Origin of the sequence: Saccharothrix saharensis (assembly GCF_006716745.1) — a bacterium.
GTDB lineage: Bacteria > Actinomycetota > Actinomycetes > Mycobacteriales > Pseudonocardiaceae > Actinosynnema > Actinosynnema saharense.
Window position 1 is genome coordinate 5,442,762 of sequence record NZ_VFPP01000001.1, and the last position, 26,370, is coordinate 5,469,131.

Sequence of the window (26,370 nt, forward strand, 5' to 3'; positions counted from 1 at the left end):
CGCGGTGGGGGACGGGACGACCTTCCGGGTGCTCGGTCCGCTGGAGGTGTGGCGCGGTGACGTGCCCGTGCCGGTTCCGGCGGGGCGGGCGCGGTTGTTGTTGGCGGTGTTGCTGTTGCGGGCGAACCGGCCGGTGGCGGTGGACGAGTTGGTGGACCGGTTGTGGGACGGTGGTGCGTCGAACCCGGACCGGGCCAGGGCGACGTTGCAGATGGTGGTGCGGCGGCTGCGGCAGGCGCTGGGTGAGGCGAACGTGGTGCGCACGGTCACGAACGGCTACCTGGCCGAGGTGCCCGCGGGTGCGTTGGACCTGCACCGGTTCCGCGCGTTGGTGACCGACGAGCGGTTCGCCGAGGCGTTGGCGCTGTGGCGGGGTGACCCGCTGTCCGACGTGCTGCGTCCCGAGGAGGTCGCGCCGCTGGTGGAGGAGCGGTTGGCCGTCCTGGAACGGCGGGTCGAGGCGGACCTGGAGGCGGGCCGGGCCGCCGAGCTGGTGCCGGAGCTGCGCGCCTTGACGCGGGAGCACCCGTTGCGCGAGCGGTTCTGGGCCGCGTTGGTGCCCGCCCTGCACCGGTCGGGGCGCACGGCCGAGGCGTTGGCCGCGTACCAGGAGGTGCGCACGCTGCTCGCCGACGAGCTGGGCGTGGACCCCGGTGAACGGCTGCGTGACGCGTACCAGGAGGTCCTGGGCGCGGGGGTCGGGCCGCGCGGCCGGCCGATCGCGCCCCGGCAGCTCCCGGCGGACGTGCGCAGCTTCACCGGGCGGCACGGGGAGATCGCGGAGCTGGACCGGGTGGCGGCGGACGCGCGGGTGGTCGCGATCACCGGCATGGGCGGGCTGGGCAAGACGGCGCTGGCCGTGCACTGGGCGCACCGCGCGGCCGCGGCCTTCCCCGACGGGCAGCTGGTGGTCAACCTGCGCGGCTACGACCACGACCTCCGGCCGCTCACGCCCGGTCAGGCGTTGACCCACCTGCTCGGCGGGCTGGGCGTGGCGCCGGAACGCATCCCCCTCGGGCTGGACGACCAGGTCGCGCTGTACCGGTCGGTGGTCGCCGACCGGCGCACCCTGGTCGTGCTGGACAACGCCGCCGACGTGGCGCAGGTGCGGCCGCTGCTGCCGCCCGGCGGCGGGAACTTCACCGTGATCACCGGCCGGGACGACCTGCGCGGCCTGGTCGCGCTGGACGACGCCGTGCTGGTCCGGCTGAACGGGCTCGCCCCGGCGGAGGCGGTGGACCTGCTGCGCCGCATCCTGGGCCCGGACCGGGTGGACGCCGAACCGGAAGCGGTCGCCGACCTGGTGCGGGTGTGCGCGGGGCTGCCGCTGGCGCTGCGGGTGGCCGCCGCGACCCTGACCGTCGAGCCGGGCGGCGTCGCCGACTACGTGGCCGCGCTGCGGTCGGGTGACCGGCTCGCCGAGCTGGAGATCCCCGGAGACCTGCCCGCCGCGGTCCGCTCGACGTTCAACCTGTCGTACCGGAAGCTGACGCCGACCGCGCAGCGGCTGTTCCGGCTGCTCGGCGTGACGCCGTGCCGCGACTTCACCGCCGAGTCCGCCGCGGCGCTGACCGGCGTCCGGCCGGACGAGGTGCGGTCGACGCTGGGCGAGCTGCTCCGCGCGCACCTGCTGGAACAGCACCGCCCGGGCCGGTACGCGCTGCACGACCTGCTGCGGCTGCACGCCGAGGGCCGCGCCCGGACCGACGAGACCGGGCCCGAGCGGGACCGGGCCGTGGACCGGTTGCTCGACTTCTACCTGCACAACGTCGACCGGGCGGACCGGGTGCTGCGCAAGAGCCGCACCGAGCTGCCGCTGACCCCGCTGACCGACGCCGTGCCGCTGGTGGCCTTCCCCGACCGCCGGCGCGCCGTGGGCTGGGTGGACGACGAGTTCCCGAACCTGCGGGTGCTGGTCGGGTTCGCGCGGGAGCGGGGCAGGCTGGAGCACGCCTGGCAGCTGCCCACCGGTCTGTGGGGCTACCTGTACCTGTCGTCGGTCTGGGCCGAGTGGTCGACGTTGACCCGGATCGCGCTGGACTCGGCGCGCCTGCTGGGCAACCGGTTCGCCGAGGCCGTCGCGCTGCACACCCTCGGCAGCATCCACCGCAACACCCTGCGCGGCGAGGAGGCGGTGCCGCTGTTGCGCCAGGCGCTGGAGATCCGCGAGGAGATCGGGCACGGGCACGGCATCGCGGTGACCCTGACCGAGCTGGCGAGCGCGTACCAGGCGCTGGGCCGCTACGACCTGTCCGTCGAGCACGGCAGGCGCGCGGCCGAGCGGCGCGCCGAGCAGGGCGACCTGGCCGGCCTGGTCGTGACGTTGAACAACTACGCCGGGACGCTGCTGCTGGCGGGCGACCCGGAGCAGGCGCTGGAGGTGTGCCTGCGGGCGGTCGCGCTCAGCGAGCGGATGCCCGACCAGCCGGACTTCGGCGCGGTGAAGGACACCCTGGCGCAGATCCTGGCCAAGCTGGGCCGGTTGCGGGAGGCGGCGGACACGTACCGGGAGATCCTGGCGCACGGCACCGAGGCGTGGAGCGGGCTGAACGTGGTGCGCCTGCACGCCAACTACGCCGACCTGCTGCTGTCGACGGGCGACCGGGACGCGGCCCGGACCCACCTGGTCCGCGCGCTGGACCTGTCGGTCGAGCGCGGCCTGCCGCACGAAGCCGACCTGCGGGCCCGGCTCGCCGCGCTCGGGGTGGGCGCGGACGAGGCGGGGGAGCCGCGCGGTCGGGCATGAGGGCGTCGTGGGCGTGCCCGCGCGCGCTGAGCGGGATGAACCCGCTGGTCGAGCACCGACCCGGCCGCTTCTCCCGGCACGACCTCGTGCACGCTTACGCCCGCGAGGTCGTGGCCGGGTGCTTGGGGCCGGCTCGACCACTACCTGCACACCGCGAAGGAGGTCGAGTCCGTGCGCGCCCCCCACCGCGACCCCGGGACACCACTCGACCCGCCGGCCTGGCTGGAACCGGAGAGGACCACCGTGTCGGGGGTGGTCGAGCAGGCGCCGGCCGCGGCCCGCGCCACCGGCGACCGGCGGGCCCGCGCCAACCTCCACGCCGACCCGCGCGTCCTGCACGAGGACGACGGCAAGCACGTGGAGGCGCTGGACCATGCCCGACAGACCTTGGCGATCGCGGACGGGCCGGGTGAGGCCATGCTCCACCGCCGCACCCTCGACCCGGCCGGCCACCTCCACCACCGCGTCGGCACCCTCGCCGACGCGGTGCGCGGCTACGTCGTAGCGCCGCCGGTGCACCGGTCCATCGGCGAGCGCTACGACGAAGCCCTGACCCCGGACCGCCCGGGCGACACCCTGGCGGCCTCGGGCGACCACGACGCGGCGCGCCGGCTGTGGTCCGGGGCCGTGACCGCGCCGGACGGCCCGGGTCGCGCCGCCGCGCACCGCGCCCAGGCCGAGGCGGGCCCGCCGTGACCGCCGCGGGACCGCGCCCGGCCGTCCGGTTCACCCTGCTGGGCCCGCTGGAGGTGTGGCACGGTGACGTGCCCGTCCCGATCCCCGCCGGCCGCGCGCGGGTGCTGCTGGCCACCTTGCTGTTGCGGGCGAACCAGCCGGTGCCGGTGGACGCATTGGTCGAGCGGCTGTGGGGTGACGCCGCGCCGAACCCCGACCGGGTCAAGGCGACGTTGCAGATGGCGGTGCGGCGACTGCGGCAAGCGCTCGGCGACGCCAACGTCGTGCGGACGGCCACCAACGCGTACGTGGCCGAGGTCGACCCCGAGTCGGTCGACCTGCACCGGTTCCGCCGACTGGCGGCGGGAGGCCGGCACGCCGAGGCGCTGGCGTTGTGGCGCGGCGAGCCGTTGTCGGACGTCGAGTCGGACGCGCTGCACCGCGAGGACGTCGAGCCGCTGCGCGACGAGTGGTTGGCCGTGCTGGAACGACGGGTCGAAGCGGACCTGGCGGCGGGCCGGGCCGCCGGGCTCGTCCCCGAGCTGCGCGCGCTGACCAGGGCGTACCCCCTCAGGGAGCGGTTCTGGGGTCAGCTGGTGCTGGCCCTGCACGGCAGCGACCGGCAGGGCGAGGCGCTGGCCGCGTTCCGCGAGGTGCGCGAGCTGCTGGCCGAGGAGCTGGGCGTCGACCCCAGCGAGTACCTGCGCGCGGTGCACCGCACCGTGCTGGCCGGTGACGCGAGGCCCGCGCTCACGCCGTGGACCGCCCTGTGCCAGCTGCCCCCGGACACGGCCGACTTCATCGGCCGCGACGACCTGTGCGCCCGTGCGTCGGCGCTGCTCACCGACCGGTCGCGGACGGCGGTGCCGGTGGTCGCGATCACCGGGGCACCCGGCACGGGCAAGAGCACCCTGACCGTCCGCGTCGCGCACGCCCTGCGCGACCGGTTCCCGGACGGCCAGCTGTTCGTCCGCCTGGACGGCGCCGGCGCGGCGCCGCGCGACCCGGCCGAGGTGCTGGCCGAGCTGCTGACGGCGGTCGGCCTCAACCCCGCCGCCATGCCGGACCGGCTCGAGGCCCGCGCCGCCGCGTTCCGGTCCCGCGTCGCCGACCGCGCGGTGCTCCTGGTCCTGGACGACGCCGCGCGCTTCGACCAGGTGCGGCACCTCCTGCCCGGCACGGCGACCAGCGCGGTGCTGATCAGCAGCCGGCACCTGCTCGGCGGCCTGCCCGGTGTCCACTCGCTGCGCGTGCCGCCGCTGACCGCCTCGGCGGGACTCGCCCTGCTGTCGCGGGTGATCGGCGACGGCCGGGTCGAGGCGGAGGCCGGGGCCGCGGCCTCGATCGCGGAGGCGTGCGGCGGCCTGCCGCTGGCTCTGCGGATCGTCGGCGCGCGGCTGGCCGCGCGGCCGTCGTTGCCGCTGGCCAAGCTGGCCGACCGGCTCGCCGACGAACGCCGCAGGCTGGACGAGCTGGCCGCGGGTGACCTGGAGGTCCGCGCCGGCCTGGAGCTGAGCTACGAGGCGTTGCCGCCCGACGCGGCGCTCGCGTTCCGCAGGTTGGGGCTGATCGGCGCGTCCGACGTGGCGTCCTGGGCGGTCAAGGCGCTGACCGGCTTGGCCGACCCGGAGCAGCCGATCGAGCGGTTGGTCGAGGCCAACCTGCTGGAGGAGGTGGGCCGTGACGCGACCGGCGAGCCGCGCTACCGGCTGCACGACATCCTGGCCGTGTACGCCGCCGAACTGGTCGAGCAGGACGACGGCGGCACCCGGGCGCTGCGGGCCTACCTCGACGCGCTGACCGCGCTCGCGGACGCCGCGTGCCACCGGCTGGCGGCGACCGTGGACGAGCTGCCCCTGATCCCGGCGGAACCGTCGACCGTGCTCACCGCGGCGGAGGTCGACCGGTTGACCGAGGACGGCGTCAAGTGGCTGCTGGTCGAGCAGGTCCCGCTGGAGCGCGCCATCGAGGTGGCCTGCCGCCGGGGCTGGGGAGCGGTGGCGGCCGGGCTCTACCAGCGCACGGTCAGGTACCTCGACGTCTACATCCCCCTGGACCGGGTGGCCGAACTGGCCGAGCGGGTGGCCGGCGTCCTGCACGCCGGGGGTGACGTCCGGTTGGCGTGGGGCGTGGAGTTCCACCGGGTCTACCAACTGCTCAAGCGCTCCGTCGAGGACGGCCTGTTGCAGCAGTTGGAGCGGTGCGCCGAGGTGTTCGGGCAGCACGGCGACACCGTGGAGGAGGCGATCGCCCTGGCGACGCTCGCGCACTACGGCCACATCAACGGCCAGGAGTCGGCGATCGACCTGGCCCGTCGCGCGGTCGAGGCGGGGCGGAACAGCGGTTCCCGCACCGCCTACTGCTCGACGGTGCGGGAGCTGGCCCTGATCCTCGGCGAGTCGGGACGTCACCGGGAATCCCTGGCCTGCTTCGAGGAGGCGTTGGCGATCTCCCGCGACCTCGGGCCGCTCCCCGAGGCCCAGGTGCACTACGGCATCGCCCGGTGCGCGCTGGACAGCGGCGACGTCGACCGGGCGGTCGAAGCGGTGGACCGGGCGGTGCGCCTCGTCGGGACGATCGACGACCCGCGGGCCGCGGGCTGGGTGACGAACCTCGCCGGCCGGGTGAAGCTCGCCGCCGGCGACCACGCCGAGGGCGTGCGGCTCGCCGGCCGGGCGCACCGGATCTTCGTCGACATCGGGGAAGGCATCGGCGTGGTGGACGCGGTGGCGTCCATGGCCGAGGGCTACCTGGAGCTCGGCCGGCCCGAGGACGCGCTGGCCGTGCTGGAACCGGCGATGCGCGAGTACCGGGACGTCGGCGCGGCCCAGGCGATCGACAGGTTGCGACAGGCCCTCCAGCGGGCCTCGGCCGTGGTCCCGCGACCCGGCGGCGCACCGTCGGTCCCGTGAGGTATGCATATGCAGGCCCGCCCCGGCCGACGAGGGGATGACGGATGAGCTTGCACGTGGCGGTGGACTTCGGCACGTCCAGCACCTGCGTCGCCATGTCCCGGCACGGCCGCGAACCGCAGGTCGTCGTGGTCGACGGGCAGCCGATCGTGCCGTCCGCGGTGTTCGCGGCGGCCGACGGCACGCTGTTCGTCGGGCAGGAGGCCGAGCGCCAGGCGGCGGTGGACCCGTCCCGCTACGAGCCGCACCCCAAGCGCCGCGTCGACGAGGGCGAGCTGCTGCTCGGCACCAGCGTGCTGCCCGTGGTCGACGTCGTGCGCGCCGTGCTGACCAGGGCCGTGGACGAGGCGCGGCACGTGGCCGGCGGCGCCCGGGTCGACCTGCTCGTGCTCACCCACCCGGCGGACTGGGGCGCGATCCGCACCAGGGTGCTGCTCCAGGCCGCACGGGGACTCGGCCAGGAGGTCCGGCTGGTGCCCGAGCCGGTCGCGGCGGCGGTGTTCCACTCGGCGACCCACGCCATCCCCGACGGCGCGGCGCTGGCCGTGCTCGACCTCGGCGGCGGCACGGTGGACGCCAGCGTGGTGGCCCGCCAGGGCGGCGCGTTCCGCGTGCTGGCCACCAAGGGCGACCCCGGTTTCGGCGGCGCGGACGTCGACCAGGCGCTGCTGGAGCACGTCGGCTCGCTGGTCTCGCCCGGCGACCCGGACGCCTGGCGCCGGCTCGTCGAGGGCCGCGAGCTGGCCGACCGCCGCAAGCGCCGGGTGCTGCGCCAGGACGTGCGCGGCGCGAAGGAGACGCTGTCCCGGCACGCCTACACCGACGTGCCGATGCCGCCGCCGTTCCCCGACGCCCACGTCACCCGCACCGACCTGGAACGCCTGATCAGCACGCCGCTGACCCGCGCCGCCGCCCTGGTGGTCACGGCGGTGCGCGACGCCGGGCTCGACCCGCGCGGCCTGGCCGGCGTGTTCCTGGTCGGCGGGTCCAGCCGCATCCCGCTGGTGGCGCGCCTGGTGCTGGAGCAGTCCGGCGTGGTGCCCACGAGCATCGACCAGCCGGAGACCGTGGTGGCGCGCGGCGCGCTGCGGGCGGTCAGCGTGGACCCGCTGCGGACGGGCGCGCTGCCCGCCGGCCAGGGCGACGTCACCCGGAAGATCACCGACGACCGGACCCGCAAGATCACCCGGCGGATCACCCCGCCCTCGCCGCCCGCCGGGTTCGCGCAGCCCGGGTACTTCCCGCCGCCCGCGCCCCCGCCACCGCCCGCGCCCCCGCCACCGCCCGCGCCGCCGCGCCGCAGCCGCGTGCCGCTGCTCGTGACGGCCGTCGTCGTGGTGGTCGCGATCGTGGGCGCGTCCGTGGCGTACGCGCTGTCCCGGGACGACGACATCGGCGGTGGACCGACGACGCCCACCACGACCTCGACCGGCGTGGCGGGCAAGACCATCGCGCAGTACGACTACAGCTTCGTCGCGCCGGGCGGCTGGCAGCAGACCGGCGGCCAGGTCGAGACCCGCAAGGTGCTGCTCAAACCCGAGTCGGCCGGCTCCGAGCTGGACGTCATCGCGGTGGAGGAGCGGCTGCTCAACTACAACGCCACCGAGGACCGGGGCCGGGCCGAGGCCGAGCTGCGCGACCAGTACGACCAGCGCGAGAACGTGTCCGACTTCGACCCTTCCGCGGACTTCGCCACCAAGGATGTCGTTTACTACCGGGAACAGGTGGGGTCGGCCGTCATCGACTGGTACGTGCTGTTCCAGGACGACGTACAGGTCAGCGTCGGGTGCCAGTACCCGCAGGACGGGCACGACCGGGTCCGCCCCGCGTGCGAGCAGGTGGTCGGCACGCTGACCGTGACCAAGTGACTTTGTGGGGAATGTGATGACCGGCATCCCGGAGGCCTTCGCCCGGTTCCGCGCCGACCTCGACGCGGCGGTGACCAGAGGACGGCGCGCGGCCGCCGCCGCGGGCGAGCGGAGCGCGGCCCAGCGCGAGCGGAACCGGCAACTCGCCGACCAGGCCAGGGCGCGGCAGGTCCAGCCCGACCGGCACGCGCCCACGTCGCCGGACGTGCAGCGGGTCGCCACCGGTTTCCGGCAGCACCGCGGCCTGCCCGTGGAGGAGGTGCCGTCGGGCCCCGAACTGCTCGCGCCGGAGAAATCGCGAGAGCAAACGGACGCGAATGCAAATTCGGTTCCGCCGCGCCCCGTGCTCGGTTCCCGCGCAGTTGCCGGGCCGAGCGGGCAACTTCCCCCCGAAAGGGGCGATGACGAGGACTTTTCGCAAGCGCGAATCCTCTACTGAGCGCGCTTCCGCACCCGCTGCGTTTACACCCGCAACTACTTCCCAAGAAGTCGGGACAGCGTGGAACCGGACGTGGCAAGGTCTGCGTCGTAAGAGGCGTACCGAGCAAGAACGCCTGATCTCGTCTACCAAGGGGGTCGCACCCAATGGCTGGTTACGCGTCCGGATCTCAGGAGCTCTTCGATGCCGCCAAGGACATCGTGAGCACCAACAACAACGTGCAGGGCGTCCTGGGCCAGCTGGGCGGCACGATCGACGGCCTGTCCAGCGCGTGGAGCGGTGGCGCCGCCCTCGCGTTCCAGAAGCTGATGGAGCGCTTCCGCGAGGACGCCGACAAGCTGCAGAAGGCGCTGCTCGACATCGCCGACCAGATGGACGGCACCGCGCAGACCTACGTCCAGCAGGAAGAGGAGCAGGCGCAGGAGATGTCGGCGATCACCAACCGCCTCGGTGGCTGACGCTTCGCATTCGCGCTTCGTTTCCGTTCCTTTCGCTTTTCCTTCTCTTTCTGACTCGACTTCCAAGGGGAGACAATGGACACCAACCAGATCAAGGTCGACTTCGGTGCGCTGAGCAGCGCCTCCGGTGACATCACGAACCAGGCCGGCAAGATCCAGTCCGAGCTGGACAACCTCAAGTCCCGCCTGGCCCCGGTCATCGCGCAGTGGGAAGGTGGCGCGTCGGAGAGCTACCAGGCCGCCCAGCGCGCGTGGGACGAGTCCGCCGCCGGCCTCCAGCAGGTCCTGGCGCAGATCGGTACCGCCGTGCAGTCGGCGACCGACGCCTACCAGGCCGCTGAGGCCAAGAACACCCAGCGCTGGTGACCTCGGTCACCTCGGTGTGACCCCACGCGTGGCCCCGGGAACCTCGAGGTTCCGGGGCCACGCGTCTGTTCGAGGCCGGTTCGGGGGCCCCGTTTTGACCCACGCCGACCCCACCCGGTATCTTCCTACGTTGTTGTGCGGTAACTGGTGCGCAGTATGCGTGCCGCGTGTTCTGGTCCTCTGCCCACCTGGGGTCTCTGGCCTGAGCAACCGCCGCAATGACCCCAGACGCAAGTGACGACGAGGTAGACCCGTGCGCACGTACAGCCCGAAGCCCGGCGAGGTGACCCGAACCTGGCACGTGATCGACGCCCAGGACGTGGTGCTCGGTCGGCTCGCCACCCAGGCCGCGACGCTGCTGCGCGGCAAGCACAAGCCGACTTACGCCCCACACGTTGACACCGGTGACTTCGTCATCGTCATCAACGCGGACAAGGTGGCGTTGACCGGCAAGAAGCGTGATCAGGAGTTCGTGTACCGGCACTCCGGTTTTCCGGGCGGCCTGAGCCAGCGCTCGTTCGGCGAGGTGCTCGACACCCGCGCCGACCGGCTGGTCGAGAAGGCGATCAAGGGCATGCTGCCCAAGAACCGCCTCGGCCGCGCGATCGCGGGCAAGCTCAAGGTCTACACGGGCCCGAACCACCCGCACGCTGCGCAGCAGCCGCAGCCGTTCGAGATCAAGAAGGTCGCCCAGTGACCGAGCACCAGACCGAGGACATCGACGTGACGACCCCTGAGGCCGACCTCGAAGCTGTCGAGACCGACGCCGTCGAGGCGGAGGCCACCGAGGCCGAGGCCACCGAAGCCGACACCGCGGCAGCCGAGTCCGACGAGGTCGAGGACTCCGCCGAGGTCGAGGCCGCGCCCGTCGTGCGGCACACCCTCAACGCGGGTGCGCACCACCTCGCGCAGACCGTCGGCCGGCGCAAGCAGGCCATCGTCCGCGTGCGGCTGCTCCCCGGCTCCGGCAAGTTCACCCTGAACGGGAAGTCCCTCGAGGACTACTTCCCGAACAAGGTGCACCAGCAGCTCATCCGCGAGCCCCTGGTGACGACCGAGAAGCCGGAGACGTTCGACGTCATCGCGAACCTGCGCGGCGGCGGCACGACCGGCCAGGCCGGCGCGCTGCGCCTCGCGATCGCGCGTGCGCTGATCGCCGTCGACTCCGAGGACCGCCCGGTGCTGAAGAAGGCCGGCTTCCTCACCCGCGACCCCCGGGTCAAGGAGCGGAAGAAGTACGGTCTCAAGAAGGCCCGCAAGGCGCCTCAGTACAGCAAGCGCTGACCCCTTCCCGGGTCGAGCGAGCACCACTCTGCGGGAGCAGTCAGTTCTTCGTCGAACTGCTGCTCCCGCAGTGTTTTTCTCCCCCTTTTCCTCGCGTACATGGAGGTCACGGCGATCATGGCTCGGCTGTTCGGCACCGACGGCGTACGCGGTCTCGCCAACGCGGACCTGACCCCGGAACTCGCGCTGTCCATCGCCGCCTCGGCGGCACGGGTGCTGGCCGAGCACGACCGCTCGCACCGCCCGGTCGCGGTGGTCGGCCGCGACCCGCGGGCCAGCGGCGAGATGCTGGAGGCGGCCGTGGTGGCCGGCCTCACATCGGCGGGCGCGGACGTGCTGCGCGCGGGCGTGCTGCCCACCCCCGCGGTCGCCTACCTGGTGTCGGCGCTGGGCGCGGACGTCGGCGTGATGATCTCCGCCTCGCACAACCCCATGCCCGACAACGGCATCAAGCTCTTCGCCGCGGGCGGGCACAAGCTGCCCGACGCGGTCGAGGACGAGATCGAGCAGAAGCTGGACGAGCGCGACCACCGCCCGACCGGCGCGGGCATCGGCCGCGTCCGCGACATCGAGGACGCCGAGGGCCAGTACGTGCAGCACCTGCTGAAGGTGACGCCGCACCGCCTGGACGGCCTGAAGGTCGTGGTGGACTGCGCGAACGGCGCCGCGTCCGTGGCCGCGCCCGACGCCTACCGCCGCGCCGGCGCGGAGGTCGTGGAGATCCACGCCGCGCCCGACGGCCTGAACATCAACGACGACTGCGGCTCCAACCACGTCGCGAAGCTGCGGGCCGCGGTGGTCGAGCACGGCGCCGACCTGGGCATCGCGCACGACGGTGACGCGGACCGCTGCGTCGCGGTCGACGCCGACGGCAACGACCTCGACGGCGACCAGGTCATGGCGGTGCTGGCGCTGGGCATGAAGGAAGCCGGCGAGCTGACCGACAACACGCTCGTCGCGACCGTGATGAGCAACCTCGGCCTGCACCTGGCGATGCGGGAGCACGGCATCGCGCTCAAGACGACCGCCGTCGGCGACCGCTACGTGCTGGAGGAGCTGCGCGCGGGCGGGTTCGCGCTGGGCGGCGAGCAGTCCGGGCACGTGATCCTGCCGGCGCACGCCACCACCGGTGACGGCCTGCTGACCGCGTTGCGCTTGATGGCGCGGATGGCGGAGACCGGCAAGCCGCTGGCCGAGCTGGCGGGCGTGATGCGCCGGCTGCCCCAGGTGCTGATCAACGTGGTCGTCGGCGACAAGGCGGCGGTGGCGAAGGACGCCGCGGTCAACGAGGCCGTCGCCGCCGTGGAGGCCGAGCTGGGCGACACCGGCCGGGTGCTGCTGCGGCCCTCCGGCACCGAGCAGCTGGTGCGGGTCATGGTCGAGGCGGCCACGCACGAACTGGCGGAGTCGGCGGCGCAGCGACTCGCCGGTGTGGTTTCCTCGGTGCACTGACGGCACGTCGTTCGGGGGTTCGGGGATGGGCAACCTGGGTTTCGCCGAGATGGCGATCATCGCGCTCGTGGTGATCGCGGTCGTGGTCGGCATCGTCGTGCTGGTGAAGAAGAGCGGCAACAAGCCGCCCCGACACCCGTACCAGGGCCAACACCCCGGTCAGCCGTACCCCGGTCAACCCCACCCGGGTCAGCAGCACCCCGGCCAGGGGCACCCGGGGCAACCGTTCCCCGGTCAGCAGTTCCCGGGCGGGCAGCCCGGTGGCCCGTACCCCGGCCGGCCGGGCCAGCCGCCGCACGGCCCGAACCCTCCCCACGGCCACCAGCCGCCCCAGCCGCCCGCCGGTCCGCCGCAGTAGCGCCGACACCTCGGCGTTTACACCTGCAAGGACCAGCGCGGAACCCCCGTCGGGCGGACCGCCGGGGTGCCACCATGGGAACCGCACACCGAAGCGTCGCGTCGAAAAGGGGCGAGTCGTCGAGTTGGGTCGTGGCCTTCGCGCCACGGAGGGGAGTGGAGCGCCGTGGCCGGTTACGGCACCAGTACCGAGGCGATGCAAAAAGCCTCGAAGGGCATTTCCGATGCGGCGAAGGAGACGGCCGACGGGTTGAAGGACGTCGGTCAGACCCAGACGATCGCCCGCGATTTCGGTGAAGCGCACCAACAGCACTTCACCAACTACAAAGCGGGCATCGACAACTTCGGCAAGGGCATCACGAACATGACGAGCGTGCTCGGCGGATTCGCCGGGAAGATCGCTTCCGGTGCCACGACCTACGGCGACGTCGAATCCACGAACGCCGCCGACTTGGGGAGCCAGTACTGATGGCCGAGCCGAGCTGGAACGACGTCAAGGCCGTTCTCGACGACCCGAACGTGTCGGAGGACAAGAAGGCGGAGCTGATGCACGCCTACGTGTCCGAGACCGCGCCGTGGAACATCCCCGACGAGGCGAACACCTACAAGGACCGCTACGACACCTCCAGCTTCTGGAACTGGGGCGACGGCGCGTCCGCCGACAACGGCCTGCAGAACCGCTACGACGAGGCCAAGGCCGAGGGCGAGTCCAACAGCTACAACAGCGACGAGCAGACCAAGGCCGTCGACGACGGCCGGCAGGACCTCGACGCGAAGCAGCCGCCGACCGCGTCCGGCTCGGGCGTGAAGCTGTCCGACGAGCTGTTCGACGCGGGCAAGGCCGGGCTGAAGGTCTTCGAGAAGTTCGAGGGCATCTGGAACAACCGGCCCGGCGACTGCATGGGCAACACCACGGCGATCAACTACGCCGAGCAGATCCAGAAGCCGTACGACGAGCAGCGCGGGATCAACTTCCACAAGCTGCTGATGGAAGCCGACGAGTTCAGCACCGCCAAGACCAAGATCGACGAGATGAAGTCCGACGTCGACAACCAGCTCAAGGCGCTGTACGGCGAGTGGGAGGGCCAGGCGGCCACCAAGTCCCACGAGCACTACACCGGCGAGCTCTCGCCGAAGATCACCGAGCTGGCCGACGCGTTCGAGGGCGCGGCCAAGCTGACCCGCACCGCGGTCCGCGGCGTGTACGACCTGTGCAAGAGCAAGGCCGACGAGGTCCTGGGCATGTACCGGGAGCAGATCGGCCAAGCCGACACGTACATGGCGGAGAAGGTCGTCTCGTTCGCGCGCGGCGAGGGCGACTACTCCAAGGACCGCGTGCTGGAGATCGCCGGCTGGGTCGACTCGAAGACGGGCAGCAACATCGCCGACCGGATCCACTCCGACGACTGCAGCCTGAACGACGAGAACCGCGACTACGCGATCAACCAGTGCAAGAAGTGGATCCGCGAGTCGTTCAACCGCGAGTTCTGGCAGCTCTACGAGCAGTTCAAGACGTGCTGCACGGAGACCAAGTCCTCGGTGGACGCCCAGTGGGAGACCCTCGCCGGCTACATGGCGGAGTTCGAGAACCCGTTCCCGGCGCCCGCGAGTGACAAGGGCGGTGACGACAAGGGCGGGGACACCGGCGGTGGCACCGGCGGCGGTGGTGGCACCGGCGGCGGCACGGGTGGCGGCACGGGTGGCGGCGGCAGCGGTTCCGGCGGCGGTGGCGGCGGCACGCCGCCCGTGCCCGAGATGCCGAAGCCCGAGAACCCGCTGGACAAGGACGGCGACGGCAAGCCGGACGACGTCAAGCTGCCCGGCGACACCGATGGCGACGGCAAGATCGACGACCTCGACGGCGACGGCAAGCCGGACGACCAGGCCGGCAAGCCCGACGGGCTGAAGGGCGACGAGGAAGCGCCGGAGACCGTCACCATCAAGAGCGGCGACAACGAGATCAAGATCACGGAGCCGGACGAGAACGGCCACGTGCAGATCACCGTGGACACGCCGCAGAGCGAGCCGAAGACCTACGACGTCGACTTCAGCAACAACCCCGACGCGCTGAAGGCCCTGATGGGCCAGAACGGCGCGGCGGCGCTGGCGGGCGCGGTGGCCGGCGCGACGTCGACCACGGGCGCGGTGCCCGCCGGAACCCCCGGTGCGGCCGGTGCGGCAGGGGTCGTCGCGGGCCCGGCCGAGGGCGGCGCGAACGGTGCGATCCCGATCGAGGCGGGCGCGGACGGCAAGGCGTTGATCGAACTGGACGGCCTGGCCATCACCGCCGAGGTCGACCCGTTGACCGGCGAGATCAACCTCACGGTCGACAACGGCGACGGCTCGCCCGAGGAGTACGGCGTCGAGTTCGGCGAGGACAACGCCGACTCCGGCGCGACTCCGGGCATCCCGGGCATGGACAACGCCGTGCCGCTGCCGGCGGACGTCACCACCATGCCCGCACCGACGGAAACCCTGATCGGTCAGCCGGAACCGGCCGTCGGCGCGGCCGTCGGCGGCGGTGGCTTCGGCGAGCCCCAGGTCAGCGCGATGCCCGCGCCGGACTCGGGCTTCGCCGGCGGGTTCACCGAACCGCAGGCCGCCCCGCCGACCGCGCCCGACCCGGGCTTCGCCGGCGGCTTCACCGAACCGCAGGCCGCCCCGCAGGCCGCACCGGCCAACGCGGCCTTCACCGCCGCCCCCGCGGCCGCCCCGATCAGCGGCGGCTTCACCGAACCGTCGGCGTTCCCACCACCGCCCGCACCGTCGTTCCAGGGGCCGGGCTTCCAGGCTCCGGGCTTCCAGGCCCCGCCGCCGGCGTTCGACGGCGGTTTCACCCAGTACAACACCGAGGGCACCACGTCGACGTCCGGCGCTTCCGTCCTCGGTGGCGGCTCGGGCTTCAACGGCGCGGACTCCGTGCTGGGCGGCGGTTCGTCGGCGTCCGGTTCGGACCACACGTGGAGCAGCCCCCCGGCCAACGCCGCCGACCAGGGCTTGGCGTCCGACACGAACGCGTCGCAGGCCGGCCAGGCCGGTTCGGCCACCCTCCCGTCGATGCAGGAGTCGCAGGCGGCGGGCCAACCCGGCGGATCCGCCGTCGGTGGCGGCATGATGGGCGGCGGGATGATGGGTGGCGGCATGCCCGGCGGTGGTCAGCAGGGCGGTGGCGGCGACAGCGAGCGCAACAGCCCCGGGCAGTGGCGCACGACCGGGTCGCTGTTCGACGACGACGCCAGCCTCAGCCGCGTCCAGGGCGTGTTGGGTGAGGAGGGCCGATGAGCGTCGCGTCGGAGCGGCTGGCCGTGGCGATGAGCCGCATGGACCAGATCTCCCGGGAGCACGCCGACCGGCGTGAGCTGCGGGAACGTCGCACGCGTGAGGCGAAGGAGCAGGCGAGCGACAGCTTCGCCAAGCAGGGCCAGGTCGCGCAGAAGATCGTCGAGCGGCTGAACGAGGCCGAGAAGGCCCAGAAGGCCGCCGGCGGGTGGAACACGCAGGCGGCGACGGAGAAGAAGAGCGGCGAGTACAGGTTCGGCGCGGAAGACGACGAACCGACCTACGAAACCCCGCCACCGGCGACCACCTCGTGGACCCCGACCCCACAACCTCCTCCACCACCACCACCACCCACCGCCGTCCCGCCACCGCCGCCACCACCCCCGGCCCGCCCGGCCCCCCGCCGCCCGGCACCAGTGGATGATGACGACGACTTCGGCGGCCAGAGCTGGCTGACCTGACGTCCCCCCGGCCCCTCGCCGCGTCCTACCGACCCAATCGGGTGAACATCGCCCGAAGATGTACGGAAACACCGTTCCCGTACCTCGGTTAGAACGAGACCGCCCCCGACAACCACAGCCGACGCCCACCGCAGCGCCGACCGTGCGACCCGGGAACGGCCACAGGACACGACGAGGGGCCGGAGGACCCCAGCCCACTGCAACCCACCCACCCACGCCACCGAACTGGAGGCGCCCACTGGAGGCGCCGGAACCCCAGCAGGAATCGCGGCCCGCAGCGAATCCCGGCCCGCCGCGAATCCCGGCCCGCCGCGAATCCCGGTCCGCCGCGGATCACGGCCCTGCGGCGAACCGCGTCAGAGCCGCACCGCGCGAATGCCGGACCTGACCGTCAGCCCCGGACCAGGGGGCCGCGTTGGTAGGTCAGCACGGCGCCCTTCACGTCGCCGTCCAGCAGCGCGTCCCACCGCTTGTCGCCCTTGAGCGTCCGCAACAGGAACGCCGTCGTCAGCGCCCGCGCCAACTTCTGCGCCGCCCGCTCGCCCTTGCCGTCGAGCAGCAGCTCGCTCCAGTGCCGCCCCTCCGCGAACCCCAGGTGGCTGGCCTTCGGCAACGACCGCAGCTGCACCGGCCCCTGCCACGCCTCCGCGATCGCCTCCGCGTGCCCGACCGGCGGCGCGATGCGGTCCTCCCCGCCGGCCAGGTGCAACCCCGGCACGGCCACCCGGCGGGCCGCGTCGAGCGCCGACGGCCGGGTCTCGGATGCGGCGAACGTCACGACCGACCGCACGCGCTCGTCGTCCGCCGCCGCGAGCACCGCCGCGCCGCCGCCCATCGAGTGACCAGCCACCGCGAGCCGGGACGCGTCCACGCTGATCCCGCCGTCACCCAGCCGCACGCCGGTGCACACGTCCAGCGTCGTCCGCAGGTTCCCGGCCAGCAGCCGAGCCGACATCAACGGCCCGCGCTGGGTCCCGGGCGCGGCGGCCACGAAACCCCACGACGCCAGGTGCCGCAGCAGCGCGCGATAGCGGTTGACCGGCTGCAACCAGCCGTGGCCGAAGGCCACCGCGGGCAGTCCCAACCCGACCGCGGGCGTGTAGACCAGGCCCGGAAGTCCGACCAACGCCAGGTCGCCGCGCAGCACGGGGTGCTCACCGGGCTTGCTGAGCTGGTCGAGCACCTGCTTCGCCGAGTAGCCGCTCACCACGCGAACGGTAGTCGATCGAGGTGACGGCGCGCACGCCCGGATTGGTCTACACCAATCTGCACCCTGACCTGCGCGAACCCGGTCGAGCGGCCCGTTCGAGGGACGGCCCTGGTCTAGTTACGCTGTGCGGCGTGTGCGGAATCGTGGGATATGTGGGCCACAGGTCGGCGCTGGACGTCGTGCTCGACGGTCTGCGGCGGCTGGAGTACCGGGGTTACGACTCGGCGGGCGTCGCCGTCCTCGACGGTGACGGCGGCCTGGCCGTCGAACGCAAGGCCGGCCGCCTGACGAACCTGGAGGCCCGCCTGGACGAAGTCGGCCGCGACGCCTTCGCCGGGACCGCCGGCATGGGCCACACCCGCTGGGCCACCCACGGCGCGCCGGTCGACCGCAACTCCCACCCGCACCGCGACGCCACGGGCCGCGTCGCCGTCGTCCACAACGGCATCATCGAGAACTTCGCCGCCCTGCGCGCCGAGCTCGAGGCCGTCGGCGTCGAGATGGCCAGCGACACCGACACCGAGACGACCGCCCACCTCATCGCCCGCGCGTACGACGAGGGCGACACCAAGGCCGACCTGGAGGCCAGCGTCCGCTCGGTCGTCCGCCGCCTCGAAGGCGCCTTCACGCTCGTCGTCACGCACGCGGATCACCCGGACGTGGTGGTCGCGGCCCGCCGCTCGTCACCGCTGGTAGTGGGCGTCGGCGAGGGTGAGACGTTCGTCGCCAGCGACGTGTCCGCGTTCATCGAGCACACCCGCGAGGCCGTCGAGCTCGGCCAGGACCAGCTCGTGGTGATCGACCGGGACGGCTACCGCGTCACCGACTTCGACGGCGCGGACGCGCGGGCCAAGCCGTTCACGGTGAACTGGGACCTGTCCGCCGCCGAGAAGGGCGGCCACGAGTACTTCATGCTCAAGGAGATCGAGGAGCAGCCGGAAGCGCTGGCCAACACGCTGCGCGGCCACTTCCGCGACGGCCGGGTCGTGCTGGACGAGCAGCGCCTGTCCGACCAGGACCTGCGTGACGTGGACAAGGTCTTCGTCGTGGCCTGCGGCTCGGCGTACCACTCGGGCCTGGTCGCCAAGTACGCCATCGAACACTGGACGCGGCTGCCCGTCGAGGTCGAGCTGGCCAGCGAGTTCCGCTACCGCGACCCGGTGCTGGACCGCGACACGCTCGTCGTCGCCGTGTCCCAGTCGGGTGAAACGGCTGACACGTTGGAGGCCGTCCGGCACGCGCGGTCGCAGAAGGCGCGGGTGCTGGCGGTGTGCAACACCAACGGCGCGCAGATCCCGCGCGAGTCGGACGCCGTCCTCTACACGCACGCGGGCCCGGAGATCGGCGTCGCGTCGACCAAGGCGTTCCTGGCCCAGATCGCGGCGAACTACCTGGTCGGCCTGGCACTGGCGCAGGCGCGCGGCACGAAGTACCCCGACGAGGTGGCGCAGGAGTTCCACCGGCTCGAGGCCATGCCGGACGCCGTGCAGAAGGTGCTGGGCACGGTCGAGCAGGTCCGCGCGCTGGGTCGGGAGCTGGCCGACTCGAAGGCGGTGCTGTTCCTCGGCCGGCACGTCGGCTACCCGGTCGCGCTCGAAGGTGCGTTGAAGCTCAAGGAACTCGCGTACATGCACGCCGAGGGCTTCGCGGCGGGCGAGCTGAAGCACGGGCCCATCGCGTTGATCGAAGAGGGCCTGCCGGTGGTCGTGGTGATGCCGTCGCCGAAGGGCCGCGCGGTGCTGCACTCGAAGCTGGTGTCGAACATCTCGGAGATCCAGGCACGCGGCGCGCGCACGATCGTGATCGCGGAAGAGGGTGACGAGACGGTTCGCCCGTTCGCGGATCACCTGATCGAGATCCCGGCGGTGGCGACGCTGCTGCAGCCGTTGATCTCCACGGTGCCGTTGCAGGTGCTGGCCGCGGAGATCGCCCGCAGCCGCGGGTACGACGTGGACAAGCCGCGCAACCTCGCCAAGTCCGTCACGGTCGAGTAGGGCAGGCTTGGCCCCATGCGGGGTCTGTGGACGACGGATCGGGTCCGGGCGGCGGAAGAACGGGTGATGGCGGTCGTGCCGCCCGGCACGCTCATGCGGCGGGCGGCGTTCGGCGTGGCGGTCGTCGCGGCGGAGCTGCTCGCGGGCAAGCGGCGCGTCGGCCTGCTCGTCGGCGCGGGCAACAACGGTGGTGACGCGCTGTGGGCGGGTTACTACCTCCGCAAGCGCGGGGTCGCCGTGTCCGCTGTGCTGCTGACACCTGATCGTGTGCACGCCGAGGGTTTGGCCGCGTTCCGCCGGGTCGGCGGGCGGGTGGTCGACCGGCTGGTGGACGTCGACCTGGTGATCGACGGGATCGTGGGCCTGTCGGCTCGCGGCCCGCTGCGACCGGACGCGGCCGAGCACGTGGCGCACCTCGACGCGCCCGTGCTGTCGGTCGACCTGCCCAGCGGCATCGACCCCGACACCGGCGCGATCCCCGGTCCCGCCGTGCGGGCGCACACCACCGTGACGTTCGGCTGCCTCAAGCCCGTGCACGCGCTGGCGGACTGCGGTGACGTGCGGCTGGTCGACATCGGGCTGGGCGGTGAGCTGCACGGGCCGGACCTGGTCGAGCTGGACGTGGACGACGTCGGGCTGGCGTGGCCGGTGCCGGGGCCGGAGGACGACAAGTACACGCAGGGCGTGACGGGGGTGGCGGCCGGGTCGGCGACGTACCCCGGCGCGGCGGTGCTGGCGACCGGTGCGGCGTTGCTGTCGACGTCCGGGCTGGTCAGGTATGCCGGTGCGGCGGCCGAGGGTGTGCGGGCGCGGTGGCCGGAGGCGATCTGCACCGGGTCGATCACGGACGCCGGTCGCGTCCAGGCGTGGGTCGTGGGGCCGGGGTTGGGCACCGGGCTGGGCGCGGAGTCGGTGCTCCGGGCGGTCCTGGAGGCCGGGGTTCCGGTGTGCGCGGACGCCGACGCGATCACCATGCTCGCGAACAACCCGGACCTGTGGGACGCGCGCGACCCCGACACACCGCTCGTGCTGACGCCGCACGACCGCGAGTACGAGCGGTTGGCCGGGCCGGTCGGCCCTGATCGGGTGACGGCCGCGCGGAAGGCGGCGGAGCGGTTCAACGCCGTCGTGCTGCTGAAGGGGCACGCGACCGTCGTCGCCGGCCCGGACGGCCGCGTCCTGGTCAACCGCGCCCGCACGTCGTGGGCCGCGACCGCCGGCTCGGGCGACGTCCTCTCCGGCGTCCTGGGTTCCCTCCTGGCCTCGGGCCTGGACCCGGTCCTGGCCGCCGGCTGCGCCGCCAAGGTGCACGTCCTCGCCGCCGACCTGGCCGCCGACGGCGCCCCCATCCCCGCCACTTCCCTGCTGCACTCCCTCCCCGACGCCATCCGCGCCGTCCGCCCCCTCTGACCCCGCGCGAGTCGAACGCTCCGGTCCCGAGTGTCGAACGCTCACGTCCCGAGTGTCGAACGCTCCGGTCCCGAGTGTCGAACGTTCAGGTCCCGCCAGTTCAACGCTCAGCGCGGCGACCCCCGCGACCCGAGTGTTGAATTCAGGGGACGCGAGCGTTCGACACTCGGGACCTGGACGTTCGACTCGCGCGGTTGGGGTGGAGGTGGTTGTGTCACCATGAACGGCGTTATGGCTGCTCCTCGCGCTGAGGTCGTGATCGACCTCGACAACCTCCGGCACAACGTCGCCCACCTCGACGCCCTCGCGCCCAACGCCGACACGATGGCCGTCGTCAAGGCCGACGGGTACGGGCACGGCGCGGTGGAGGTGGCCAGAGCGGCGGTCGAGGCGGGCGCGACGTGGCTCGGCTCCTGCTCGCTCGCCGAAGCCCTGACGCTGCGCGCCACCGGGCTGACCGTGCCGATCCTGGCCTGGCTCGACCCGCACGGCACGGACTACGCACCCGGCGTCGAGCAGGACGTCGACCTGTCGGCGTCGTCCCTGACCCAGCTGGAGGAGATCTCGGCGGCGGCCGAGAAGGCGGGGCGGACCGCCCGCGTCCACCTCAAGATCGACACCGGCCTGTCCCGCAACGGCTGCCCGGCCGCGCGGTGGCCGGAGCTGGTCGAGCGCGCCGCCAAGACCCCGAACGTCGAAGTTCACTCGATCTGGTCCCACCTGGCCGCGGCCGACGAGATCGGGCATCGCGCCACCGACGCCCAGGCCGAGCGCTTCGACGACGCCTACCGCGAAGCCGTCGCGGCGGGCCTCGACCCGCGCCGCCACATCGCCAACTCCGCCGCGCTGATCACCCGCCCCGACCTCCACCTGGACCTCGTCCGCCCGGGCATCGCGATCTACGGCCTCAACCCGGTCCCCGTCCCCACCGACCTGCGGCCCGTGATGACGTTCCGGTCCGCGGTCGCCCTCGTCAAGCGCGTCCCGGCCGGTGAGTCGGTGTCCTACGGTCTGAGCTGGACCGCGAAGAGCGACACGAACCTGGCCCTGGTGCCCGTCGGTTACGCCGACGGCGTGCCGCGCAGCCTCTCGAACCGGATGGACGTCTGGCTGGCCGGACGCCGCCGCCCGGTCGTCGGCCGCGTCTGCATGGACCAGGTGGTGGTCGACTGCGGCGACGACGTGGTGGCGGAGGGGGACGAGGTCGTGCTGTTCGGACCGGGGGGCGACGGCGAGCCGACGGCCCGCGAGTGGGCCGACACCACCGGCACGATCGACTACGAGATCGTCACCGGCATGTACCGACCGCGTGTCACCCGGAAGTACGTGGGGACACGGCGGTGAACACGGTGTGGAAAGCCGTCGGCTGGGCCGGCGGCATCCTCGGCGCCGCCGCGACCGGTGTCGCGGTGGGCGTGGCCGCGAACCAGAAGAAGGTCTCGCACGACCGGCAAGCCGACGACCCGCTCGCCGGCGAACCGCTCGGCCGCCTCACCCCGACCCGCGAGTCGACCGTCGCGGCGGACGACGGCGTGCCGCTGTCGGTCGAGGAGGTCGACCCGGAGGACGGCGGGAAACCCGAGGTGACGGTCGTCCTCGTGCACGGTTTCGCCCTGGACCGCCGTTGTTGGCACTTCCAGCGCCGCGACTTGGCCGAGCTCACCGAGCCCCGCGTCCGCCAGGTCCTGTACGACCAGCGCAGCCACGGCCGCTCCGGCCGGTCCACGGCCGAGGGCAGCACGATCGACCAGTGCGCCAAGGACCTCGACGCGGTGATCCGCTCGATGGCGCCGGACGGTCCGCTGGTGCTGGTCGGTCACTCGATGGGCGGAATGACCATCATGGCGTTGGCCGAGCAGCGCCCCGACCTGTTCGCCGACCGGGTGCGCGGAGTGGCGCTCGTCGGCACGGCCGCCGGCGCGGTGGGTGGTGCCGGCCTGCCGAAGTCCGTGCTGTCCCGCTACAACCCGGTGACGTTGGGCGTCGGCAGGCTCGCGGGGTTGCAGCCGGGTCTGGTGGAGTGGGTCCGGCGGCGCGCCTCGACGCTGACGTGGAGCGGCATCCGGGCGCTGGCGTTCGGCACCGGCGAGGTCAGCCCGTCGTTGGTCGACCTGATGGAGCAGATGATCGGCGGAACGACGGTGCAGGTGCTCACCGAGTTCCTGGAGACCCTCGGCACCCACAACCGCTACAAGGCGCTGGCCGGTCTGCGGCACTGCGAGGTGCTCGTGATCAGCGGTGACGCGGACAAGCTGACGCCGTTCTCGCACGCCGAGCGGATGGCCGAGGAGATGCCGCACGGCGAACTGGTCCGCGCGTCCGGGGCGGGCCACATGCTCATGTTGGAACAACCCGACCTGGTCACCGGGCACCTGGTCGGAGTGGTTCGGCGCAGTGCCGCCGAACGGTCGGAAAGCAGGCGGCGTTGGTGGCGACGAGCGTGAGCGTGACGCTCCCCGAGGTGCACGACACCGAGGAGTTCGGGCGCGAGCTGGGTGGGCTGGTGCGGGGTGGCGACCTGGTGCTGCTGTCCGGGCCGTTGGGCGCGGGCAAGACGGCGCTGGTGCGCGGCCTGGCCGACGGCCTCGGTGTGACGGGACGGGTCAGTTCGCCGACCTTCGTGATCGCGCGCGTCCACGATCCCGCGCCCGGTGGCCGCGGGGTGCCCCTGGTGCACGTGGACGCCTACCGGCTCGGTGGTCATCTCGACGAGCTGGACGACCTCGACCTCGACACGGATCTGGTGGACGCGGTGGTGGCCGTGGAGTGGGGGGAGGGCGCGGCCGAGCGGCTGTCCGAGGACCACCTGCTGATCAAGCTGGAACGCCGGGACGACGACGTGCGCATCGCCCACCTGCACCCTCACGGTGCCTGGGTCGACCGCGAACTCCCCGGTCGACCGGCGATCCCCCGCACCACGCCCAGCTCCACCAAGTCCTGAGGCCGCAACCGCAGGTCATCCGCGAGCCGCAGCACGTCGTCCCGCTTCAGGATCGCCGCCGCCAACTCCGGTGCGATGACCGAGAAGTACGCATCCGGGGTGATCCACGTGTGCTCCGGGGACGACAGGGCCAACGCCCCACCCGACCCGCCTTCCCCCACGACCAGGGTGGTGATCGGAACCCGCGCCTCCGCGACCGCCGCGAACAGCTCGGCGATGGCCGCGCCGACCCCGGCCCGTTCCGCCGCCGCGTCGTTCGCCGCGCCCGGCGTGTCGACCAACGTCAACACCGGCAAGGCGAACCGCGACGCCAGCCGGACCAGGCGGGCCGCCGTGCGGAAACCGGCGGGCGTGGTGGCGGTGCCCGTCTGAGCGGCGAAGGCGATGGCCCGGTCGCCCCGCCGCCCGACGCCGCACAGCACCCCCGCGTCCACGCCACCCGCCCGGTCGCCGTTGATCGGCATCCGGGAGTCGAAGTAGTCGTCCAGGTAAGCCCCGGCGCGGGGGCGGTCCGCCGAACGCGCCCGCCGCACGGCACTCCACCCGTCCGCGGGCAGCTCCTGGGCACCCAGTGCGCGCGGCACCTCGGCAGGTACGGCGTCGCCGTGCGTCAGCAGCCAGACGACCTCCGCCACGGTCGCACCGACGTCGGCGGCCGGCACGACGAGGTCCACCGTGCCGGCCGCGAACTGGCCCTCAGCGGTGTAAGCGGGGTCGTCGGCGGGCCGCACGCGACTGCCCGCGAAGCCGACCTGCGCGCCCGCCACGCCGATGACGAAGTCGGCCCCGGCACCCAGTGACGCCCACAGGCCACCGGTGGTCGGGTCACCCAGCACCGACACGTGCGGCAAGCCCGCCTCCCGGTGCGCGGCGCACAGCCGCGCCACGCGCTGGAGCTGCCGCAACGACAGCATCCCCTCCTGCATCCGGCTCCCACCGGTGGCGATCCGGGACACCACGGGCAAGCGGGCGGCCCGCGCCCCGGTGAACGCCTCCTCGATCAGGGCGCCGGTCGCGGTGCCGACGGAGCCGCCGAGGAACCGGAAGTCGAAGGTGATCTCCACCGCGTGCGCCGACCGCTGCCACGTCACCGACTCGACGCCACCGGACCGCGCCCGCGCCCGGCCGAGCTGCTCCTCGTAACCCGGCCAGCCCAGCGGGTTCACCGCAGCTCCCGCTTCAGCACCTTGCCCATGTCGTTGCGCGGCAACGCGTCCACGTACCGCACGACCCTCGGCCGCTTGTGCGGCGACAGCAACCTGGCCACGTGGTCGCCCAACGCCTCGGGCGCGGGTGGTTCGCCGTCGGCCACGACCCACGCCACCACCCGCTCGCCCAGGTCGTCGTCCGGCTCGCCGGTCACCGCGACCTCGGCCACGGCCGGGTGCTCCAGCAGGGCGTTCTCGACCTCGCCCGCACCGATCTTGTACCCGCCGCTCTTGATCAGGTCCGTGGCCCGTCGCCCGACGATCCGCACGTACCCGTCCGGCTCCACCACGGCCAGGTCACCGGTCCGGAACCAGCCGTCGCGGAACGCGTCACGCGTGGCGTCCGGCCGGTTCAGGTACTCCAGGAACAGGTTCGGCCCGCGCACCTCGATCTCGCCCGGCTCGTCGCCGGACCCGCCGACGACCCGCAGCTCCACCCCGTCCAGCGGCAGCCCGACCGCGCCGGGCCGCCGGTCGCCGTCCGCGCGGACGCTGGTGTTCATCAGCGTCTCGGTCATCCCGTAGCGCTCCACCACCCGCTGGCCGGTGAGCTGCGAGATGCGCTCGTGCACGGTGGCCGGGAGCGCCGCGGACCCGGACACGAGCAGCCGGGCCCGCCCGAACGCGGCGGCGTGCTCGGGCTCGGCCGCGATCCGGTGGTACATCGTGGGGACGCCGAACATCATCGTGCCGCCGCCGCGCAGCGCCTCGGCCGCCTCGGCGACGCCGAACGACCCGAGGTGGTGCACCGTCCCGCCCCGCCGCAACGGCCCGAGCACCCCGACGCCCAAGCCGTGCACGTGGAACAACGGCAGGCCGTGCACCACCACGTCGTCCTCGGTCCACGCCCACGCCGCCGCCAGCGCGTCGAGGTTCGTCGCCAGCGCCCGCCTCGGCAGCACCACGCCCTTGGGCGGTCCCGTCGTGCCGCTCGTGTAGACGATCAACGCCGGCGCCTCGCCGTCCGGCTCCGGCAGGTCGACCACCGGGCCGGACGGCAGCACGTCGTCCACCACCAGGTCGGGCTCGCTGTCGGCGAGGATGTGCGCGAGCTCCCGCTCGCCGACCTTGGGGTTGAGCGGCACGACCGGCACGCCGGCCAGCAACGCGCCGACGACCACCACGCACGTCTCGGGGGTCGGCCGCGCCCACACCGCGACCCTCCGCCGCCCGACCAGCCCGCCCGCCACGGCGCGGGCCTCGCGCGCCAACTGCTCGTAGGTCAGCTCCCGCTCGGGGAACCGCAGGGCGATCTTCGGCGACGGTGAGGCCAGCGCTGGCAGCAGCATCCCCTTACAGTGACCGGCCCC

Annotated in this window: 22 protein-coding genes; 19 read left to right on the forward strand and 3 right to left on the reverse strand. The window is 73.2% G+C overall.

Going from position 1 to position 26,370, the window contains the following annotated elements; all coding sequences use genetic code 11:
* Positions 1-4: 4 nt before the first annotated feature.
* The 14 genes from FHX81_RS42160 to FHX81_RS40745 all read left to right on the forward strand — a co-directional run bounded on the left by FHX81_RS42160 (position 5) and on the right by FHX81_RS40745 (position 16,297).
* Entirely contained in the window at positions 5-2,746 is a 2,742-nt protein-coding gene (locus FHX81_RS42160) for an AfsR/SARP family transcriptional regulator (protein ID WP_246108296.1), read from the forward strand.
* Positions 2,747-2,917: 171 nt separating this feature from the next.
* Positions 2,918-3,442, forward strand: coding sequence for a hypothetical protein (locus FHX81_RS24415; RefSeq protein WP_141980339.1), 525 nt, complete (start codon positions 2,918-2,920; stop codon positions 3,440-3,442).
* The gene (locus tag FHX81_RS24420; RefSeq protein ID WP_170232161.1) at positions 3,439-6,333 is read left to right on the forward strand and encodes an AfsR/SARP family transcriptional regulator; all 2,895 of its coding nucleotides are present in this window, start codon (positions 3,439-3,441) and stop codon (positions 6,331-6,333) included. Before FHX81_RS24415 ends, FHX81_RS24420 begins: the two co-directional genes overlap by 4 nt.
* Positions 6,334-6,377: 44 nt before the next feature.
* The gene (locus tag FHX81_RS24425; RefSeq protein WP_141980341.1) at positions 6,378-8,201 is read left to right on the forward strand and encodes a type VII secretion-associated protein; all 1,824 of its coding nucleotides are present in this window, start codon (positions 6,378-6,380) and stop codon (positions 8,199-8,201) included.
* 16 nt (positions 8,202-8,217) lie between these two features.
* The gene (locus FHX81_RS24430) at positions 8,218-8,640 is read left to right on the forward strand and encodes a hypothetical protein (protein WP_141980342.1); all 423 of its coding nucleotides are present in this window, start codon (positions 8,218-8,220) and stop codon (positions 8,638-8,640) included.
* 146 nt (positions 8,641-8,786) lie between these two features.
* Positions 8,787-9,098, forward strand: a complete 312-nt coding sequence (locus tag FHX81_RS24435) for a WXG100 family type VII secretion target (RefSeq protein ID WP_141980343.1) — start codon at positions 8,787-8,789, stop codon at positions 9,096-9,098.
* A gap of 75 nt (positions 9,099-9,173) precedes the next feature.
* Positions 9,174-9,464, forward strand: a complete 291-nt coding sequence (locus tag FHX81_RS24440) for a WXG100 family type VII secretion target (RefSeq protein WP_141980344.1) — start codon at positions 9,174-9,176, stop codon at positions 9,462-9,464.
* Between the two features lie 253 nt (positions 9,465-9,717).
* Entirely contained in the window at positions 9,718-10,161 is a 444-nt protein-coding gene (rplM, locus tag FHX81_RS24445; protein ID WP_033436749.1) for a 50S ribosomal protein L13, read from the forward strand.
* Positions 10,158-10,748, forward strand: a complete 591-nt coding sequence (gene rpsI / locus FHX81_RS24450) for a 30S ribosomal protein S9 (RefSeq protein WP_141980345.1) — start codon at positions 10,158-10,160, stop codon at positions 10,746-10,748. The genes rplM and rpsI overlap by 4 nt, the downstream gene beginning before the upstream one ends.
* A 117-nt stretch (positions 10,749-10,865) precedes the next feature.
* Positions 10,866-12,200, forward strand: coding sequence for a phosphoglucosamine mutase (glmM, locus tag FHX81_RS24455; protein ID WP_141984109.1), 1,335 nt, complete (start codon positions 10,866-10,868; stop codon positions 12,198-12,200).
* A 25-nt stretch (positions 12,201-12,225) separates the two neighbouring features.
* Positions 12,226-12,558 carry a hypothetical protein gene (locus FHX81_RS24460; RefSeq protein WP_211363552.1) on the forward strand — a complete coding sequence of 111 codons (333 nt, stop codon included), beginning with the start codon at positions 12,226-12,228 and terminating at the stop codon, positions 12,556-12,558.
* Positions 12,559-12,723: 165 nt separating this feature from the next.
* Positions 12,724-13,026 carry a hypothetical protein gene (locus tag FHX81_RS24465; RefSeq protein WP_141980346.1) on the forward strand — a complete coding sequence of 101 codons (303 nt, stop codon included), beginning with the start codon at positions 12,724-12,726 and terminating at the stop codon, positions 13,024-13,026.
* Positions 13,026-15,839 carry a WXG100 family type VII secretion target gene (locus tag FHX81_RS40740; RefSeq protein WP_170232162.1) on the forward strand — a complete coding sequence of 938 codons (2,814 nt, stop codon included), beginning with the start codon at positions 13,026-13,028 and terminating at the stop codon, positions 15,837-15,839. The genes FHX81_RS24465 and FHX81_RS40740 overlap by 1 nt, the downstream gene beginning before the upstream one ends.
* Positions 15,836-16,297, forward strand: a complete 462-nt coding sequence (locus tag FHX81_RS40745; RefSeq protein ID WP_170232163.1) for a hypothetical protein — start codon at positions 15,836-15,838, stop codon at positions 16,295-16,297. Before FHX81_RS40740 ends, FHX81_RS40745 begins: the two co-directional genes overlap by 4 nt.
* A gap of 391 nt (positions 16,298-16,688) precedes the next feature.
* Here FHX81_RS40745 and FHX81_RS24490 read toward each other — a convergent pair whose 3' ends face one another.
* Positions 16,689-17,504 (reverse strand): dienelactone hydrolase family protein, encoded by an 816-nt coding sequence (locus tag FHX81_RS24490; RefSeq protein WP_141980348.1) that lies wholly within the window; start codon positions 17,502-17,504, stop codon positions 16,689-16,691.
* 134 nt (positions 17,505-17,638) lie between these two features.
* On the opposite strand from FHX81_RS24490, the gene glmS reads away from it, so the two are divergent.
* From glmS to tsaE, 5 genes are all read left to right on the forward strand, one after another.
* Entirely contained in the window at positions 17,639-19,501 is a 1,863-nt protein-coding gene (gene glmS / locus FHX81_RS24495; RefSeq protein ID WP_141980349.1) for a glutamine--fructose-6-phosphate transaminase (isomerizing), read from the forward strand.
* Between the two features lie 15 nt (positions 19,502-19,516).
* Complete coding sequence (locus FHX81_RS24500; RefSeq protein WP_141980350.1) at positions 19,517-20,911, forward strand: NAD(P)H-hydrate dehydratase; 1,395 nt, start codon at positions 19,517-19,519, stop codon at positions 20,909-20,911.
* 219 nt (positions 20,912-21,130) lie between these two features.
* A complete protein-coding gene (alr, locus tag FHX81_RS24505) occupies positions 21,131-22,255 on the forward strand; it encodes an alanine racemase (protein WP_425473842.1) in 1,125 nt (374 codons plus the stop codon).
* Positions 22,252-23,355, forward strand: coding sequence for an alpha/beta fold hydrolase (locus FHX81_RS24510; RefSeq protein ID WP_170232164.1), 1,104 nt, complete (start codon positions 22,252-22,254; stop codon positions 23,353-23,355). The genes alr and FHX81_RS24510 overlap by 4 nt, the downstream gene beginning before the upstream one ends.
* A gap of 2 nt (positions 23,356-23,357) precedes the next feature.
* On the forward strand, positions 23,358-23,852 hold the full coding sequence (gene tsaE / locus FHX81_RS24515) for a tRNA (adenosine(37)-N6)-threonylcarbamoyltransferase complex ATPase subunit type 1 TsaE (RefSeq protein ID WP_246107955.1): 495 nt from the start codon (positions 23,358-23,360) through the stop codon (positions 23,850-23,852).
* Here tsaE and FHX81_RS24520 read toward each other — a convergent pair.
* Both FHX81_RS24520 and FHX81_RS24525 read right to left on the reverse strand, forming a co-directional pair.
* A complete protein-coding gene (locus FHX81_RS24520) occupies positions 23,774-25,018 on the reverse strand; it encodes a carboxyl transferase domain-containing protein (protein ID WP_141980354.1) in 1,245 nt (414 codons plus the stop codon). The genes tsaE and FHX81_RS24520 overlap by 79 nt on opposite strands.
* Complete coding sequence (locus FHX81_RS24525) at positions 25,015-26,349, reverse strand: acyl-CoA synthetase (RefSeq protein WP_141980355.1); 1,335 nt, start codon at positions 26,347-26,349, stop codon at positions 25,015-25,017. Before FHX81_RS24525 ends, FHX81_RS24520 begins: the two co-directional genes overlap by 4 nt.
* Positions 26,350-26,370: the final 21 nt, after the last annotated feature.